This window comes from Curtobacterium sp. USHLN213 (assembly GCF_037144815.1).
Taxonomy (GTDB): Bacteria; Actinomycetota; Actinomycetes; order Actinomycetales; family Microbacteriaceae; genus Curtobacterium.
Map to the genome: position 1 here is coordinate 116375 of NZ_JBBCYQ010000007.1, position 16809 is coordinate 133183.

Genomic DNA, 16809 nt, shown 5'->3' on the forward strand with positions numbered 1-16809 from the left:
TCGACTGCGGTCCGAGCGGTTGTGGCAGGCCTGGGTTGACGTAGACCTGCCGAACATGGTTCCGACAGTGCTAGGTACAGACCGCACCCGAGGACGTACCCTTCTGGCATGGATCTGCAGGCAGAGCTTCGCGGCTTTCTCACCTCCCGGCGAGACCGACTGAGCCCAGAAGAGGCCGGTATGCCGCCGTTCTCCGGAGCACGACGCGTGCCGGGGCTGCGCCGAGAGGAAGTCGCGTACCTGGCCGGAATCAGCGCTGACTACTACACCCGCCTCGAGCAGGGCAAGAGCACCGGCGTCTCCGACGACGTGCTGGAATCCATCGCACGCGCGTTGCAACTCGACGACGTCGAACGCGAGCACTTGATGACGCTAACCCGCTCTATCCGTTCCACACGGGCCATCCGTCGCCCGGTCCCGCCGACACCCACTGTGCGAGCGGGCACTCAGGCCGTGCTCGACGCCATCACCGTCCCGGCGTTCCTGCAGAACGCTCGACTCGACATGCTGGCCGCGAACTCGATCGGATGGGCGATCTATCCGCACGCGAAGGGAACTCAGTCTGGCCGGTTCAATCATCTTCGCTACCAGTTCCTGGACCCTCGCGCCCGCGATTTCTTCCGCGACTGGGATCTGGCGACGAACAACAGCGTCGCGTTGCTGAAGACCGCTCTCACGGCAGAGCCCGACGACCCCGAGACCATCAAGCTTGTTGGGGAGCTTTCCACGCAGAGCGCTCGCTTCCGCACGCTGTGGGCTGAACACGACGTGCTGCGGTACCGGCACGGTGTGAAGCGATACCAGCACCCTCTCGTCGGGCAACTCGACTTCACATTCGAGTCCTACGCGGTCAACGGTGAGCCGGGCCTGATGATGTCGGTGTATGTGCCCGAGCCGAACTCGTCGACTTCCCAAGCACTCGGACTGCTTGCCAGCTGGACCTGCAACGACGCCGGATCTGCCGAGAGGGCGGCGAAGCCGACGCAGCGCGAAGACGCGCAGACGACCACGACGGACGGTGCGCAGGCATAAGCAGACACCGAAACCCCCGGCAGCATCCTGCCGGGGGTTTCGTCGGCGTCGGGGCTACGCTTCGTCGATCTCGATGCCGAAACTACCGAAGTCGAGGGTGTCAGTGTCGACCGTGCCGCCGATGTGGAGGCCGTCGATCTGTCGCAGCTCGTCGTCGTTCAGTGCGAAGTCGAACACGTCGAGGTTCTCGATGATGCGCTCACGGTGCACCGACTTCGGGATCGCCGATCGGCCCTCCTGCACGTGCCAACGGAGCATCACCTGCGCGGTGCTCTTGCCGTACCGGTCGGCGATGGTCTGGACCGTCGGGTCGGTGAGTGGGGACTTCTCGTCACCGTTGTAGTGCCGTACGCCCCCGATCGGGGACCATGCCTGCGTCAGGATTCCGCGCACGGCGTTCGCCGCCCGTTCCTCCGCCCGAGTGTTGTAGGGGTGCAGTTCGATCTGGTTGACCGCCGGCACGACGCTGGTCTCGTTGAGCAGCCGGTCCAGGTGGTTCGGCCCGAAGTTGCTGACGCCGATCGCCCGGACAGCACCGTCGGCCAGGAGCCTCTCCAAGCCCTTGTATGCCTCGATGGTCTTGTCGAAGATAGCTGGGTAGGCCTGGTGCAGGATGAGCAGGTCGATCTGGTCGACACCGAGCTTCTTCGCGCTCTTCTCGAACGCGTGCAGGGTCTGGTCGTAGCCGTAATCGGTGATCCACACCTTGGTCTCGATGAACACGTCCTCGCGGGCGACGCCGGAACGGCGGATACCCTCGCCGACCTCGCGTTCGTTGAGGTAGGCGGCGGCGGTGTCGACGTGGCGGTAGCCCACCTCGAGCGCTGTTTGTACCGCGGTGACGGTCTCCGCGGGCGGAGTCTGGTAGACGCCGAGCCCGATGGCCGGCATGAGCACGCCGTTGTTGAGGGTGAGTGAGTCAGTCATGTTGTCGTGTCCTTTCAGATGGTCACGTCAGTCTTTGGGCGAACGCGGTCAGGCGATCGCAGCGGCCTCATCGAGGGGGCTCGGACGGTGCGGCTCCCAGCCGAGGCTTCGCGCCTTCTCGCCAGAGCCGGCCTCGTCGAGCAGCAGCGCGTCGCCGAACTCGGGTCCGAAACGCTCGTACGTGTTCTCGACACTGCCGATCTCGACCGGCAAGCCCGTTGCCTCGCCGATCTGACGGACGGTCGGGTTATGCCCGGACGCGGCGAGGTAGCGGCCCACAGCTGCATCGCTCTCCAGGGCAAGCACGTAAAGGTCAGCGAGATCGTCAACGTGAACAGTCGCCCAGTGCTGGGTGCCATCACCGATCAGGTGCACAGCGCCCTCATCGGTTCGACTCCCGACAAGCGCCCCGACCAGGCCTCCGCCATTGCCGTAAACGACCGAGGCGTGAATGATCACCGAACGGTTGTCACCGTCGAGAATCGTCTGCTCGATCGCGGGACGGTCAGCGACGATGGCCGGCGGCAGGAGCGGGTCCGTCTCCTTGATGTCGGTGTTGTCGCCCCACATCCACACGCCGCTCGTTGCGATGAACGGCTTCGTGGTTCCGGCATACGCCTGCAGCACCGTGTCAGCGAACACCGCGTAGGGCTCGCCCACGAGGTGCGCGAGGTGAATGGCGCCGTCGCTGTCGGCAAGGTGCTCCCGCAACCAGGCTGCGTCGGCGAGATCGCCGATGGCTGCGCTGGCGCCAGCTGCGGTGACCTTCGCGGCGGCGTCCTCGCTTCGCACCGCTGCGACGACGTCGTGGCCATGCTCGACGAGGACGCGGAGCGTCGCACTGCCGATGTAGCCGGTACCGCCGGTGATGAATACGCGCATGATGCCTTCCTTTCCATGGCTTCCTGCGGAAGCGACACGGCAATACAGAGCGAGCGAACCGCTCGCCGTATCGACGGTACGGAGCGGGCAGACACGATGGCAGGCACAGATGTGACTATGTCTGCCAGAACCAGCCATCGATGCCCTGCCGCATCAAGGGGTGACCTGACAGGTCCTGGCTTGATGGCGCCGCGCGCCCGTAATGTCTCCTTCTCGTGAGCGCACCAGCAACAACCAGCACCCCCATCGCAACCGTCCCAGCGGCGACCTCGTCTCCGAATCGCCTTCCCGGCGTCGTGTGGCTTCTCGGCTCAGTCACCTTCCTGATGAGTACCACGGAACTGATCGTCGCCGGGCTGCTGCCCAATGTTGCGCAGGCACTGTCCATCACCCAGGCGCAAGCAGGCCTGCTCATCACTGTCTTCGCGGCGGGGATGACACTTGGCGCGCCGATCATGTCGATCGCGACCCTCCGGCTGCCGCGCCGAGCGACGCTCGTGTCCGCGCTTCTGGTCTTCGCGGCAGCGCATGTGGTCGTGGCGTTGAGCACCGACTTCACCGTCGTCCTCCTCTCGCGTTTCGTCGCGGCTGTCTGCACAGGCACGTTCTGGGCGATCGGCTCCGTCGTCGCTGCAGCCGCTGCCGGTCCTCGAGCTAGTGCCCGGGCCATGGGCATCATGGTCGGCGGTGTCACGCTGGCGAATATTCTCGGCGTGCCGCTGGGCACCGCGGGCGGCCAGCTCCTCGGATGGCAGGGCCCGTTCTGGGTCCTTGCCGGGCTCTCCGCCGCCGCGGCGCTGCTCCTCGCGGTGAAGCTCCCGACTAGTGGCGCAGCCGTTGCAACATCGCTGCGCCGCGAGGTCGCTTCGCTGCGCAGCGGACGGCTGTGGGTTGTTTACTTGACGACGGCGCTCCTGCAGGGAAGTTTCATCGCGAGCTACAGCTACATCTCCCCGCTGCTGACGGAACGTGCCGGTATTGCCCCCTCAGTTGTTCCGCTCGTCATGCTCGGATATGGGGCCGGCGCGTTGCTGGGTACCGTCGTCGGAGCGCGCCTGGGTGACACTCGGCCGTTCGTTGTCCTGACCCCCGCGGGTGCCCTGATTGCTTTGACATCGGCGGGCATCGTCATCTGGGGAGGTATCGCGCCGGTTGTGATCGGCCTGTTCGTCCTTCTCGGCGCGTTTGGCCTGTCGGTGGCTGCGATCGTGGTGAATGAGGCTGTCCGAAGCGTCGGCGACGCGAACACTCTCGCCGTTGCTCTGTCAACGTCGTCGTTCAACATCGGGATCGCGGCGGCGTCCTGGCTTGGTGGGGCCACACTCGCCTCCGGTCTCGGTACACAAGGGCCGCCGCTCGTCGGTGCTATCGCGGCCGCGGCCGCAGTCCTCACTGCCATCGCAGTCACCCGGATGCGGCGCGCCGCATGACCGGGCCCGCAGCAGGCACCTCATCGACCGTCAGCGTGCCTGAAGCAGCCCAGGGGCCGGTCGCCGTCCTCGGAACGGGAAAAGTTGCTCGCGCTCTGGCGGAGAAACTGACCACCGCAGGAAACCGGGTCGTTCTCGGGTCGCGCGATCCACGCAAGACTCTCGCCGCCACGAGCACTAACGATCGTGGCACCACCCCGTTTGCTTGGTGGCACGACCAACATCAGCAGGTGGAGCTACTTCCGCTCCCGGACGCAGCGGCAGCCGGACGCGTTGTCATTAACGCGGTGCGCGGGATCCAATCGTTGGATACCTTGAGCGCGGCCGGCGCTGAGCACCTTGCTGACAAGCCCCTGCTCGACGCAAGCTTGCCGCTGGACTACACCGGCGGAACCCCTCCCACTCTGACGATCGCGAACACTGACAGCCTCGCCGAACAGATTCAACGCGCCTTCCCGGCAACGGCGGTGGTGAAGGCACTCACCAGCGTTTCCTACTCGCTGATGATCGCGCCAGAACACCTCATCGGCCCCCACGACATGTTCATCGCCGGCAACGACCCAGCGGCCAAGACAGCAGTCCGACAGGTCCTGAGCGCTCTCGGGTGGCCGTCAAACTGGGTCACCGACCTCGGGCCGCTGAGCGCCGCGCGCGCAATCGAGGTGTACTCGCGGCTGCATTACGAGCTAGCGCGCACCCTGCAGACCTGGGACTTCAATCTGCGAATCGTGCGCTCCGAACGATAACCGGAGCCCGGACGCGGCTCTCACGGCGTTTCATTAAGCGAGAGCCCCGCCCGAGTCCGCCGGCACGTGCGCAGATTTCGGAGTGCGACCCTCGACGCAGCCCGGAATCGCCACCTCGACCGGTCGCCAGCGGTCGGCCGACCGCTGCACGGGACTACGCCTGGAAACCTACGGTCGGCGGTCGAAGCCTTCCTGGCAACAGAGCCACCCGCCCACTACCCAGGATTGTTGGTCGTGGGTTGTGCGCAACATCGAACGACTTCAAGCGTTCGATATCGCTCGGTGGCCCGGAGCAGTACGCCGCTACTCCGTCGCACGACGACAATCTGTCGGCAGGATCGTCACACCCGGTGTTTCCACTGCACCGTCGATCGTGTGCCGCGCGGGAGACGACGCGAGGTCGACAACATCGAAGGCCGCGGCTTCGCTGAGGACACCATTTGCCGACACCGAGACGGCATGCTCGCCTGGATAGTGACGGCGAGTGCTCAGCTCTCGAAAGGAATGTGATTTCCGCACCTGCAGGGCCTCCCCAGGGGCAATCGTAGCAACGGTCAACTTGAACGTCTTCGGCACGGTCAACCCATTAGCTTTCTGGTAATGAATCTTGTAGTCCACGGCAACGCGTGCCTCATCTACGCCGTCGTTGTGAACAACAGCTTCGAAGATCAGCGCGTCGCCAGGTCGGACCACAAAGGAAGACAGGATAGGAGTCTCCACACGCAGGCTGTCGCCGGAGAATCCGAGAAGTGCCAGTGCCTCAGAGTCTCCTTTCTTGACTAAGGTACGAAGGCCGTGCCTAATCACTGCCATAGTGTTTTCGTCAGACTCATGAAGCCAGGACGAGGCGATCTGTAGCGTAAGACGAGGAGCGATCCGGGAGAGGTCATTTAGATGATTTGCGACCGAGCGACGGACGTAATCGCTGGGGTCTCGGTACAGCACGTCCAAGATTCGACGTGTGGTATCTGGTTGATCAAGAAGCGCCGGAACCCGAACCGCCCACGGCAGGAACGGACGGCTGCCCTCCGAGGCAAGGCGGCGAACATGCTCGTCCGCCGAGCCGGTCCATCCGCTCATCGTGTCTACCGCGCGCGCTGCATCGATCCGGAGCATGGTGCGGATCGCGAACTCCGACGTCAGACGAGATGTCAGCTCTGCCAGTGATCGCATTGCATCATCAAACGCGTCGATGGTGCCGTCGTCGGCAGCCCGGGTCGCGATGGCGGAGGTGACGGGCCAAATCAGCCAGCCCGTGAACCGCGGGTCGGCCGACGCCTGCCGTACGACATCAGCCAGGGTCGGATAGGTCCCGCCCACATCGAGCAGTAGAGCGTCGCGCAGGAGGTCGGCGCGTGCGCGAAGCGTGAGGTCATCCAGCTGAGCCGTCGCAGCCGTCAGATGGACCGCGGGCCGTTCGAGGACAGCGGCAACCACGTCCGCGAGGCGTCGTGCGACGCTTCTTCCAATCAGTTCATCTGCGAATGGCATCCGTGCTGCACCCCTTCCCTCCCCGCGCCGCGCTCGACTGATGCATCAAGCACAACAGCGGACATCCATCCGGAGCGACTTTGCCGTCGAGGCAGAGTCACTTCGGGTGCGCCCATGGCCTTGGTCACGCCCCGTTGAACTGATCGTCGGTGACGTGTTCAGCCCAGGTGGTGGTGGATTTGGGTTCGTCGCCGTTCTCGGTCATGGCGATGTGTTCCATGAAGGTGCCGTGGGCGGCAGCGTGCCAATGTTCCTGCCCGGGCGGGGTGTAGAGCGTCTGTCCGGGCCGCACTTCGACGATCTGCCCGTCGCGGGTGCCGAACCTTCCGATGCCTTGCGTGACGTAGAGGTACTGGCCACGCTCGTGGGAGTGCCAAGCGGTGCGGGCGCCCGGGGCGAAGCGGACCAAACCGACGGTCATATGCTGACGGTCCTCGTGTGGCACCGCGATCATGTCCAGCCAGACGTCGCCGACGAACTGCTCCGGTGGATTCTTCGTCGATGGATTGACGGGTTCGATATTCATCGGGTGTGCTCCTGGTTCGCGTCGAGTACCTCTCGTGCAACAGCCATGGCGCCCATGCCCTTTGGCCAGCCAGCGTAGAAGGTCACGTGCGTGATTGCTTCGGTGAGCTCGTCGCGGGTGACGCCGTTCTCGAGCGCTCGGCCAAGGTGAAGGCGGAGCTGTTCGAGGTCGCCACCAGCCGTGAGAACAGCGACGGTAATGAGGCTGCGGTCACGGGCGGGCAGTTCGGGACGGTTCCAGACGTCGTCGAAAAGGACGTCGTCCGTGAGCTCGGCAAGCTTCGGGGCGAAGTCGCCGAGGGTGCGGCGGCCGCCGCCGATCTGACGCGATTGTTCGGTCATGGGGACTCCCGGTGGGTCGTACGGGTGGTCTGGACTGCCGCCTTCACCGTGCACGTTTCGTAGTGGCGAGCGTGCACGGTGAGGGCGATGAAGCGTCACATCTCCTGTTCCCAGCCGGCGCGGGTGTCCACGCCTGCTGCGTCGGCGAGTGTCTCCAGGTCAGCGAGCTCGATGGTGGTCAGTTCGATGCGGCGCGCGGCGGCGATCCCATCGATGTAGTCCGGCTTGGTGACACCGATGATGGGGGCAGTGCCCTGAAGACAGCCGGTGTGACTGTCAAGCGTGATCCGCCGCTGGGCGCACCAGGGCGATGTTGAATTGGTAGTCGGGGTAAAACCCGGCGAGAGTGAACTGCAGACGCGAGTACATCTCGATGGCGCGGGCTGCGCTGATACCCCCGAGATCGAACAGACCACCGGGACGCCACCCGAACTCTTCAAGCAGCGTCGTCACGGCGGCCTTAGCGTCCGCATCGTCGCCAGCAACAAACATGAGGTGGTCGCCGGGAAGGCGCGCTGGGTTGAGCATGACTTCGTACTGGACGGTGGTCAGCGACTTCACGACGCGGGTGTCGGGGAAGGTGCGCTGGATGAGCTCGCCGAGGCTGTCATCGTTGACGATGCTCAGCCCGGGTGGCCAGCCCTCGGTGCGGTCCAGCGGCAGGGAGATGTCGAGGAGGACCTTGCCCGCCAGGTTGTCCGCGCCGACGAGCGTCAACGCCTCGATCGCGTTGGCGCCGAGGGTGGCGTTGATGATCAGTTCCCCATGCGCACCGGCGTCGGCCATCGCGACCAAGCGCGCATCTGGGTTGTCCGCGAACCATGTTGAGAGCGGGGGAATTCCTCGGTCGTCCGGCTCGGTGCGAGCGAGAGTCTGCTCGACATCGCGGGTGCCGATGACGACGTCGTGGCCGAGTCCGGCGAGGCGGGTCGCGAATGCGCGACCGACCATGCCGGTCCCGATGACAGCAATCTCCATGCTGATGTTCCTTTCGATCGTGGACCTGTCGTTCTGGGACCACCCGGGGCGCCGAATCGGACGCTGAGTTTGCCGTTCAGACCCCGGCGCAGGTGGTTCCCCTGATACAACGTGCATGTCTGCTTGTGCGCTTCCAGCCCGGAGCGGTGCTCAACAGCGGGCAGCAGTGGACACATTGAAGGGCTGCTGATGATGATGGGAATGCTTTACCAGGGCAGCTGCTGGCCGTCGCGGAAGAAGAGGCCGGTGGGTCCGTCATCGGGCAGGGTGGCTGCCCAGACGATCCCTGCCGCGCCGTCGTGAACGGGCCGGGCGAAGTTCTCCGTTCCGGGGCGCGTGGCGACCACGCCGGGGCAGACGGAGTTGACCAGGATGTGGTCGTCAGCGAAATCCTTCGACGCTTTGATGGTGAATGCGTTGACGGCGGCTTTCGTGATCGCGTATGCGCCGATGACGGTGGCTCCGAACTTTGCCATCTCGGCACCGGGGAAGTCGGCGAGGCCGTAGTCGGGGTCTCCAAAGGATCCCGCACCGCTGGAGACATTCACAACTCGACCGTGACCGCTGGCAGCGAGCAGGGGGTGGAACTTGGCGGTGACGGTCCAGGTGCCGATGACGTTGGTCTGGAACTCACGGGTGAGTTCCTCGATGTCCTTTTGCTGCACCGTCGGTGAGTTGATCATCATCGCGGCGTTGTTGACGAGCACGTCGACCGTGCCGAACCGTTCGCGCACCTCGTTTGCGGCAGCGGTGGCGCTGGTCGGGTCGAGCAGGTCGAGCTGCAGCGCCGACGCTGCGATCCCGTCCGCGTTCAATTCCGCGGCGAGGGGTTCAACCTGCTGCAGGGACCGGGCCGTAAGGATGACGTGGAAGCCCTGCTCACCAAGTTGACGGGCTGTTTCGAAGCCGAGGCCTTCCCGGCGGCCGGCACCAGTGATGACGGCGGTACGAGGCACGACGGCGCCGTTGTGGAGAGTGAGGTTCTCAGTCATGATCTCGACGCTAAGCGCGACGCGGACGCCTAGAGGTGGGTCTCTTGCACCCTCCCTTGCATCACGCCGCTTGTGCGACGGTGACTGCGTGTCGGCGACTGGTCGACCATCACCGGAGGGACAGCGATGACCGACATCAGCCGCCACTGCACATTGGCAGCGCCGCGCAACCCGTCGACCGACTACAGGGAGGTGCGGGCATGACGACGTATGCATCTCCCGCCGTTGTCCTCGATGTCCCCGATCTGGCCCCGTCCTCGGCGTTCATCGCGGAACATCTGGGCTTTGCCCCGATCGCCAGCGACGCCACGTTCGCCGCTTTCACCCATCCGAGCATCGACGTGCGCATCATCTTCACGCGCTCCAAGGCCAGCGCATCGGGTGCGCTTACGGGCGTGCAGATCGGACTGATCGTTGAAGACGTCGACGCTGACTGGGAGCGGCTCCGCGATCACGCCATCACTGCTTCCGAGCCGCAAACCATGGCGTCAGGTGAGCGTTTCGTCCTACTCACCGACGGCAATGGCGTCACTTACCGCCTCGTGCAGTGGGTCGTCTGAACTGAGCAGCTGAAGCGCTTGAGCACGGTTCGGGGTCGCTGCAATCGGGCGCGCAGTGGCCTCAGTCTCGGCGCAGCGAGCGATCTACGTCGAGCGGACCACCGTCCGGAGCGGGTGATTCGACGTTGCGGAGTTCTGCAGGCGCGGCCGACCAGCTGGCCAACAGCCGCATCGCCTCATCGGTCCGAGAGTCGGGAGCGACGCCGTACACGACGAGCATCAGCTCCGGCGCGGTCCGGACGTCGAAGGTCTGCGCCGTGAATTCCACGTCACCGACGAAATCATGAGTGAACTGCTTGATCCCTGCCCGGTACTTCAGAACTTCCTGTCCTGCCCACAGCGCCCGGAAGTCTGCGCTCTTCGTGGACAGCTGCCCGATGAGGTTCACTAAGTACTCATCGTCGGGGTTTCGTGCGACCGTGCCGCGGAGCACCGCCACCGTGTTCCGGGCGGCCAGGTCGCGGTTTCGGTAGAATGTCTGCCCTTGCTCATCGACGAACAACAGCAACGCCAAGTTCAGCACACCGCCGTCTCGGCATCCGGACTCCGGGTACAGCGCCCGGCCGAGCGCATTGAACGCCAACACATCCATGCGGTCGTTCTGGATGAACGCCGGTACCGCCAACGCGTCAAGTACCTCCTGCATCCCGTCCGGGATGGTCCGGGACGTCCCGCGGCGCGGTGCAGCGGCAAGTGATTTCGGTCGGGCCGCATCAACCAGGTTCCGCAGGTGTTCTCGCTCCACCTCGTTCAGCTGCAGCGCTCGAGCGATCGCTTCCACGACCTCCGCGGACACGCCTTTCGTGCGGCCCCGTTCGAAGCGGGTGTAGTAGTCGACGCTGACCCCCGCGAGATGTGCCAGCTCTTCCCGGCGGAGCCCCGGCACGCGACGACGTCCACCGAATGGCAGGATCCCGGCGTCTTGCGGTGTCAGACGGGCGCGTCGGGAGACGAGGAAGTCGCGCAGCTCGGTCGGCAGTTCCATGCCGGGGAGGCTACCCCGGGACGGGGCCCGTAGCGGGGGGTCTGCCAGTACCCGGGTTCAGCGGACCCGGTCCGGCCCCTCTCAACGGTGTTCTCATCGTCGTACGACGATGACGCGGCGGCGTCCCGCTGCTGCGCATCACCATCAAGAAAGAAGAAGGACATCGCATGAAGATCGCAATCCTTGGTACCGGCATGGTCGGGCGGACCCTTGCCGCGAAGCTCGTGACCCTCAACCACGAGGTCGCCCTCGGCACCCGCAACGTCGAGCAGACCCTCGCTCGCACCGACGCCGACCAGATGGGTAACGCGCCCCTCAGCCAGTGGCTACAGGACAACACGGCCGTGCAGGTGCGCGCCTTCGCCGACGTCGCTACGGACGCCGACCTGGTCATCAACGCCACCTCCGGTCAGGTGTCGCTGGATGTCCTTGCATCCGTCGGCTCCGAGGACCTCGCCGGGAAGCCCCTCGTCGACGTCGCGCTGCCCCTCGACCTGTCCGAGGGTATGCCGCCGACGCTGACGGTCGCAAACCAGGACAGCCTCGCTGAGCAGATCCAGCGCGCGTACCCCGACGCGAAGGTCGTCAAGACCCTGAACACGGTCTTCGCTGGCATCATGGTCGCCCCCGAGACAATTCCCGGCCACCACAACATCTTTGTCTCTGGTGACGACGCGGCCGCGAAGCAGACCGTCGTGGAACTCCTGGCATCGTTCGGCTGGCCCACCGACGCCATCATCGACCTCGGAGGAATCACCTCCGCCCGCGGTGCCGAGATGTACTCCCGCCTCTTCTTCCAGCTCACCGGCCTGCTCAACACCTGGAACGTCAACATCGCGATCGTCCACAACTGACCTCAATCGCTGAGGGCACGGGCGGCGCCGCCTCCGTGCCCCAGCGGTGCAGCCACATCGCCGATCTTCGCGCTGACCGGTCCCGCAGTCGCCCTAACACCGCAATCGTGGTCGCCCATTCTTCTCGGGGGCGCCGTGTTGGCACCCGCAGGCCCTCTCTGGTCCCTCAGCGAGTGCGACGCCGTCGTCATCGCTGCACTCAGCGTCACCACGGCGAACCTGCTCGTCTGGACGTTCTCCCGGACCCGCTTCGCCGATATCGACGCCATCAGCTGACCAAGCCCGGCAATAACCGGGCTTCCTCCAACACACTGCACACCAATGGGAGAAGAACGTGAGCAAGCGCATCGTCCAAAACGAGTTCGGCGGCCCTGAAACGCTGCACCTCGAAGACGTTCGCACGCCAAAGGCCGCTGACCTCGCGGACGATGAGGTTCTCCTCCGCGTCAGCTACGCCAGCGTCAACACCATCGACGTCATGACCCGAGCCGGTGGCGGCATGGCAGCGGCCGGCATCATCAGCACGCCATACACGCCGGGATGGGATGTATCAGGAACCGTTGAGGCAATCGGGACCGCCGTCGACGACCTCGCGCGCGGCGACCGCGTCCTTGGCCTGGTCGGCTTCCCACATCATGGCGGCACCTACGCCGAGCATGTCGTGGCGAAGGCGGAGCACCTCGTGCGCACACCTGCGGCGCTATCCGATGCGGCAGCAGCGGCCCTGCCGATGGCGGCGATGACCGCGTGGCAGGCATTCACGGACACCACGACCCTGACCACGGATGACCGGGTCCTCATCACCGGCGCGGGCGGCGGCGTCGGACACCTCGCGGTGCAGATCGCTCGCCACCTTGGAGCGACGGTCATTGCCGTCGCAGACGCTGGTAAGCACGACTGGCTCCGTGATCTCGGTGCTGACCTTACCGTCGACTACCACGATCAGGACGCCATGGCAGCCCTAGCCGAACGCCCGGTGGACGTCGCATTCAACCTCGCTGCACCCTCACTCGCACGCGCGCTCGGAGCGGTGCGCCGGGACGGCATCCTCATCGCATTGGGCGGCGGTGCCGCCGACGCGGCATCTTCCGCCGAGACCGCCGGCGTCCGCTTCGCCGCAACGCACGTCCACATCGACCGCGGGTGGCTCGAAGCCGTCACCGCCCTCGCGGGCGACGGCGTCATCCTCCCGGTGGTGTCGGAATCGTTCGCGGTCAGAGACGCCGCGCAGGCGCACCGAGCGATCAGCGGTGGCCACACCCGCGGCAAGATTGTGCTCCGCCCGTAACCGCACGACCACACCCACCACGGCGGAGTCGGATCAACCTTGACGAAGGGAACCACCCATGACCGCTCAGACCAGCCGCGCCCTTACGGACGACGTTGCCATTCCAATGCTCGGGTTCGGCACCTTCCTCATCCCGGACGACGAGACCGCAGACGCCGTCGCTACTGCCATCACGGTCGGCTACCGGCACATCGACACCGCTGAGGTGTATCAGAACGAGCGTGGCGTCGGCGAGGGGATCCGCCGCGGACTGGCAGCGAACGGACTCTCCCGCGAGGACCTCTTCGTCACCACCAAGCTCTGGCCCGGGTCTGGCGAGAGCACGTACAAGAGCACCGAAGTGACCGTCGCCGCGATCGAGGAGAGCCTCGACAAGCTCGGCCTCGACTACGTCGACCTGTACCTCATCCACGCCCCCTTCAACGCCCAGCAGCGCCTGAGCCAGTGGCGCGGTCTGGTCGAGCTTCAGAAGGCCGGGAAGGCGCGCGCTATCGGCGTCTCGAACTTCAACGCTGACCACGTGCAGGAGCTCCTGGACGCCGGCCTGTGACGCGCTGATTGAAGAAGGCCTCCCGGTAGTGGAGTGGAGCTGTCTAGGAACCGTTCCACGAGCCAGGAGGCCTTCATGGTCCACGCTAACGCTGTGCTGACTCCGCGCACTCGTCTCCGTCTTGCCCGGCTGATCGTCGAAGACAGATGGCCCGCGACGACCGCGGCGAAGATGTTCATGGTGTCGCCGATCACGGCCCGGAAATGGGCTGCCCGATACCGGTCGGAAGGACCAGCCGGGATGGCGGACCGGTCCAGTCGTCCGCACCGGATACCAACGAAGACGCCGCCGCCGCTGGTGAAACGGATCGTGAAAGCACGGTGGCGGCGTCGCCTCGGGCCGGTGCAGGTCGGTGGCGAGCTGGGGCTGCCAGCATCGACGGTGCACGCCGTTCTGGTGCGGTGTCGCATCAACCGGCTGTCCCACATTGACCGGGTCACCGGGGAGCCGATCCGGCGCTACGAGCACGACACTCCCGGCGCGATGATCCACGTCGACGTGACGAAGTTCGGCAACATCCCTGACGGCGGTGGCTGGCGGTTCGTCGGAAAGCAGCAGGGCGACAAGCACAAAGCAGCCACGGCACTGCGGACTGGGAAGACCGTCAACGGCAATTGGAAGATCGGCACGGCGTTCGTGCACACAGTGATCGATGACTGCTCTCGCGTGGCCTATGCCGAGATCCACGGCGACGAGAAGGCCGTCACCGCGATCGGTGTCCTCCAACGGGCCGTCGCGTGGTTCGCCGACCGCGGTGTCACGGTCAAGCGGGTGCTCTCGGACAACGGCTCCGCCTACAAGTCCCACGCCTGGGCTGATGCATGCGCGGCGCTCGGCATCACACCGAAGAAGACCCGCCCATATCGGCCCCAGACAAACGGGAAGATCGAACGATTCCACCGCACCCTCGGCGAGGGATGGGCATATGCACGGTTCTACCGATCAGAAGCAGAACGCCGCCAAGCGCTTCCCGGCTGGCTGCACTTCTACAATCACCACAGGACCCACTCCGCCATCGGAGCACCACCCACCATCAGACTCAACAACCTGCCTGGACATCACAGCTAGGCGAATCGCTGCCAGCGCGGTCATTTAGCCAGCTGACACGTTCTGATTCTCCTGCGGGAGCCCGGTGGCGCGGCCGGCGATTGCGGCGATGGTTCGGCGGGGGAGGAGCCTTGCGACGATGTTGGCGACGAGTGCGTTGTCGAGGCCGTGCACGGTGCTGGAGCGGCCGGCCCGCAGTGCACGCAGTCCGTGGCGAACCAGGTCGGCTGCAGAGCGAGAGCGGCCGGTTCGGGCGGATTCTCCTGCGACGTCGAAGAACTCGGTGTCGGTGGCGCCGGGGCAGAGCGCGAGCGCACGGACACCGGTGCCCCGCAACTCGACGGCGAGGGCTTCGGTGAAGGAGAGCACGAACGCTTTGCTGGCGCCGTAGACGGCCATGTGCGGGACGGGTTGGAACGACGCGGTTGAGCCGATGTTGATGATGGAACCGCTGCGCCGCTCGACCATCCCCGGGAGGAGTTTGGTGATCAGGCCGACCAGGGCGGTGCAGTTGACCTGCACTTCGCGTGCGAGGTCCGCTGGGCTGGAGTTCGCGACGTCGTCGTGGACGCCGAAGCCGGCGTTGTTGACGAGGGTGTTCACGGTGATGCCCTGGGCGTCGAGTTCGTCGCTGATGCGGTCCCAGATGCCGTCCTCGGTGAGGTCTGCCGGGAGGACGGTCACGCGTACGCCGTGTCGGTCCTGGAGTCGGGCCGCGGCGGCTTCGAGACGATCGCGTCGGCGAGCAACGAGTACGAGGTCGTGTCGTTCGGCGGCGAACTGTTCGGCGAAGGCGAGTCCGATGCCGGAGGAAGCGCCGGTGATGAGTGCGGTCATGGGGTGTCCGTTCGGTCGGGGCTGATGCGGGCGATGAACGCGTCGACGAGGGCGATCAGTCGGTTGCGGATGCTGGCGTCGTCGACGCGGAGGAGTCCGAGCACGGACGCGCCGTCGATGAGGACTGCGCACTCGTCCGCGGTGAGGGAGTCGTCGGTGTCGGGGCGGAGGTCGCCACGTTCGCGGGCTTCGGCGAGGCATCCGAGGATGAGGCGGCGGAGGGTGTCGGCGGACTCCGCGCGGGCTGCACGGATCGCCTCGTCAGTGACCGTGGCGCCCACGAGGGCGACGTCGACGCGCGCTTCGAGGATCCGATCGTCGTCTAGAGGAAGCGCCTCCAATAGCGACGTACGGAGGGCTTGCAGTCCGTGGAGCGAGCGGGTGCGTTCGATGACGCGCTCGAGAGTGCGGTCGTAGGCGGCGCGGTGGGCGTCCTGGAGGATGTCGTCCTTGCTGGTGAAGTAGTGGGCGAGGACGCCGAGGGAGATGCCTGCTTCGGCGGCGACCGAGCGGAGCGTGACGGCGGGAATACCGCCCCGCTCGATCACGCGCCAGGTCGCGCTACTGATTTCCGCTCGGCGAGCCTGGTGGTCGACGTGTTTCGGCACGAAACGTCCTCCCCTGTGTTGTCGTGGTGACAGTCGGTGGTGTCAGTGCTGGACGCGAAGCGACCGCGTCAGCGGCGCCGCTGTGCGCGGCGCGGCCTCAGGCTGCTGGCCGCTAGCGATGCGCGAAAGATGCACGACCCCCGCGGCGGCAAGCCAGATCGGCAGCGGCCACAGCGAGATCCGCTCCCAGATGCCGAGGTCGACGCTGAGAAACGCGCCGGTGCCTTCAGCGGCGCCGGTTGCGACGATGCCCACGACGGATGCGACCGCGACGAGCATGGTCAGCCATCCGGCGGTGCGGTGGCCGTGGCGGAGCGCGCGGACGGCGAGGATCGCAAGTCCCGCTGTCGCGGCGCAGGTCTGCAGGAGCGCTGCGGCGCTGTGGATCGTGAAGTCGACGTTCTCCGGAACGAATCCCACGATGGCCGTGCCGACGCCCCCGAGCCCGATCAGGACGTACGCGGTCCGCACCGCCCGGGTCATACCCGGCGCTGCAGCGAACAGCAGGCCGCCGACAAACCAGACCGCACCCCACAAGACGAACGAGGTGTTCATGACCGTGTGCAGCGGCGAGCAAACCTCCATCGTCGAACCGACGGGGAAGTGCCCGCAGGCCGTTGCGCCGAGATCACTGACGTAGTTCCGAGCGAGGGAGTACGGGGTCCGCCAGGCGCTTGCTGCGGCGAACTGGGCGAAGAACCACAGCAGGCTCGAGAACCACAGCAACGCGCCGGC

At 65.7% G+C, this 16809-nt stretch carries 20 protein-coding genes; 9 read left to right on the forward strand and 11 right to left on the reverse strand.

The window, feature by feature from the left end; genetic code table 11:
• The first annotated feature begins 108 nt into the window (after positions 1-108).
• A complete protein-coding gene (locus WFH25_RS11320; protein WP_336697739.1) occupies positions 109-1032 on the forward strand; it encodes a helix-turn-helix transcriptional regulator in 924 nt (307 codons plus the stop codon).
• A 54-nt stretch (positions 1033-1086) separates the two neighbouring features.
• Here WFH25_RS11320 and WFH25_RS11325 read toward each other — a convergent pair whose 3' ends face one another.
• Both WFH25_RS11325 and WFH25_RS11330 read right to left on the reverse strand, forming a co-directional pair.
• Entirely contained in the window at positions 1087-1959 is an 873-nt protein-coding gene (locus WFH25_RS11325; protein ID WP_336697740.1) for an aldo/keto reductase, read from the reverse strand.
• A gap of 48 nt (positions 1960-2007) precedes the next feature.
• On the reverse strand, positions 2008-2841 hold the full coding sequence (locus WFH25_RS11330; RefSeq protein WP_336697741.1) for an NAD-dependent epimerase/dehydratase family protein: 834 nt from the start codon (positions 2839-2841) through the stop codon (positions 2008-2010).
• 215 nt (positions 2842-3056) lie between these two features.
• Here WFH25_RS11330 and WFH25_RS11335 point away from each other — a divergent pair, with 215 nt between their 5' ends.
• Both WFH25_RS11335 and WFH25_RS11340 read left to right on the forward strand, forming a co-directional pair.
• Complete coding sequence (locus tag WFH25_RS11335; RefSeq protein ID WP_336697742.1) at positions 3057-4271, forward strand: MFS transporter; 1215 nt, start codon at positions 3057-3059, stop codon at positions 4269-4271.
• A 35-nt stretch (positions 4272-4306) separates the two neighbouring features.
• The gene (locus WFH25_RS11340) at positions 4307-5017 is read left to right on the forward strand and encodes an NADPH-dependent F420 reductase (RefSeq protein WP_336697743.1); all 711 of its coding nucleotides are present in this window, start codon (positions 4307-4309) and stop codon (positions 5015-5017) included.
• A 303-nt stretch (positions 5018-5320) separates the two neighbouring features.
• Here the strand turns inward: WFH25_RS11340 and WFH25_RS11345 are convergent, their stop codons facing one another.
• The 5 genes from WFH25_RS11345 to WFH25_RS11365 form a co-directional block, all read right to left on the reverse strand.
• Positions 5321-6508, reverse strand: coding sequence for a DNA alkylation repair protein (locus WFH25_RS11345; RefSeq protein WP_336697744.1), 1188 nt, complete (start codon positions 6506-6508; stop codon positions 5321-5323).
• 124 nt (positions 6509-6632) lie between these two features.
• On the reverse strand, positions 6633-7034 hold the full coding sequence (locus WFH25_RS11350) for a (R)-mandelonitrile lyase (RefSeq protein WP_336697745.1): 402 nt from the start codon (positions 7032-7034) through the stop codon (positions 6633-6635).
• On the reverse strand, positions 7031-7375 hold the full coding sequence (locus tag WFH25_RS11355) for a carboxymuconolactone decarboxylase family protein (RefSeq protein WP_336697746.1): 345 nt from the start codon (positions 7373-7375) through the stop codon (positions 7031-7033). The genes WFH25_RS11350 and WFH25_RS11355 overlap by 4 nt, the downstream gene beginning before the upstream one ends.
• 276 nt (positions 7376-7651) lie before the next feature.
• Positions 7652-8353, reverse strand: a complete 702-nt coding sequence (locus tag WFH25_RS11360) for an NADPH-dependent F420 reductase (protein ID WP_336697747.1) — start codon at positions 8351-8353, stop codon at positions 7652-7654.
• 206 nt (positions 8354-8559) lie between these two features.
• Positions 8560-9345, reverse strand: coding sequence for an SDR family NAD(P)-dependent oxidoreductase (locus tag WFH25_RS11365; protein WP_336697748.1), 786 nt, complete (start codon positions 9343-9345; stop codon positions 8560-8562).
• Positions 9346-9545: 200 nt separating this feature from the next.
• Here WFH25_RS11365 and WFH25_RS11370 point away from each other — a divergent pair, with 200 nt between their 5' ends.
• A complete protein-coding gene (locus tag WFH25_RS11370) occupies positions 9546-9905 on the forward strand; it encodes a VOC family protein (protein ID WP_336697749.1) in 360 nt (119 codons plus the stop codon).
• A 61-nt stretch (positions 9906-9966) separates the two neighbouring features.
• Here WFH25_RS11370 and WFH25_RS11375 read toward each other — a convergent pair whose 3' ends face one another.
• On the reverse strand, positions 9967-10890 hold the full coding sequence (locus WFH25_RS11375; RefSeq protein ID WP_336697750.1) for a helix-turn-helix transcriptional regulator: 924 nt from the start codon (positions 10888-10890) through the stop codon (positions 9967-9969).
• 167 nt (positions 10891-11057) lie between these two features.
• On the opposite strand from WFH25_RS11375, the gene WFH25_RS11380 reads away from it, so the two are divergent.
• The 5 genes from WFH25_RS11380 (at position 11058) to WFH25_RS11400 (ending at position 14650) form a co-directional block, all read left to right on the forward strand.
• Entirely contained in the window at positions 11058-11744 is a 687-nt protein-coding gene (locus WFH25_RS11380; RefSeq protein WP_336697751.1) for an NADPH-dependent F420 reductase, read from the forward strand.
• Positions 11745-11879: 135 nt separating this feature from the next.
• On the forward strand, positions 11880-12020 hold the full coding sequence (locus WFH25_RS11385; RefSeq protein ID WP_336697752.1) for a hypothetical protein: 141 nt from the start codon (positions 11880-11882) through the stop codon (positions 12018-12020).
• A gap of 58 nt (positions 12021-12078) precedes the next feature.
• Complete coding sequence (locus WFH25_RS11390; RefSeq protein WP_336697753.1) at positions 12079-13032, forward strand: NADP-dependent oxidoreductase; 954 nt, start codon at positions 12079-12081, stop codon at positions 13030-13032.
• 58 nt (positions 13033-13090) lie between these two features.
• Positions 13091-13582 (forward strand): aldo/keto reductase, encoded by a 492-nt coding sequence (locus tag WFH25_RS11395; RefSeq protein WP_336697754.1) that lies wholly within the window; start codon positions 13091-13093, stop codon positions 13580-13582.
• 75 nt (positions 13583-13657) lie between these two features.
• Positions 13658-14650 carry an IS481 family transposase gene (locus WFH25_RS11400; protein WP_336697755.1) on the forward strand — a complete coding sequence of 331 codons (993 nt, stop codon included), beginning with the start codon at positions 13658-13660 and terminating at the stop codon, positions 14648-14650.
• A gap of 24 nt (positions 14651-14674) precedes the next feature.
• Here the strand turns inward: WFH25_RS11400 and WFH25_RS11405 are convergent, their stop codons facing one another.
• Genes WFH25_RS11405 through WFH25_RS11415 form a run of 3 tightly spaced genes read right to left on the reverse strand, consistent with a single transcriptional unit; the run spans position 14675 to position 16800 of the window.
• Positions 14675-15466, reverse strand: a complete 792-nt coding sequence (locus tag WFH25_RS11405; RefSeq protein WP_336697756.1) for an SDR family NAD(P)-dependent oxidoreductase — start codon at positions 15464-15466, stop codon at positions 14675-14677.
• Positions 15463-16074 (reverse strand): TetR/AcrR family transcriptional regulator, encoded by a 612-nt coding sequence (locus WFH25_RS11410; protein ID WP_336697757.1) that lies wholly within the window; start codon positions 16072-16074, stop codon positions 15463-15465. Before WFH25_RS11410 ends, WFH25_RS11405 begins: the two co-directional genes overlap by 4 nt.
• Positions 16075-16116: 42 nt before the next feature.
• Entirely contained in the window at positions 16117-16800 is a 684-nt protein-coding gene (locus WFH25_RS11415) for a DUF998 domain-containing protein (RefSeq protein WP_336697758.1), read from the reverse strand.
• Between the last annotated feature and the right edge of the window lie 9 nt (positions 16801-16809).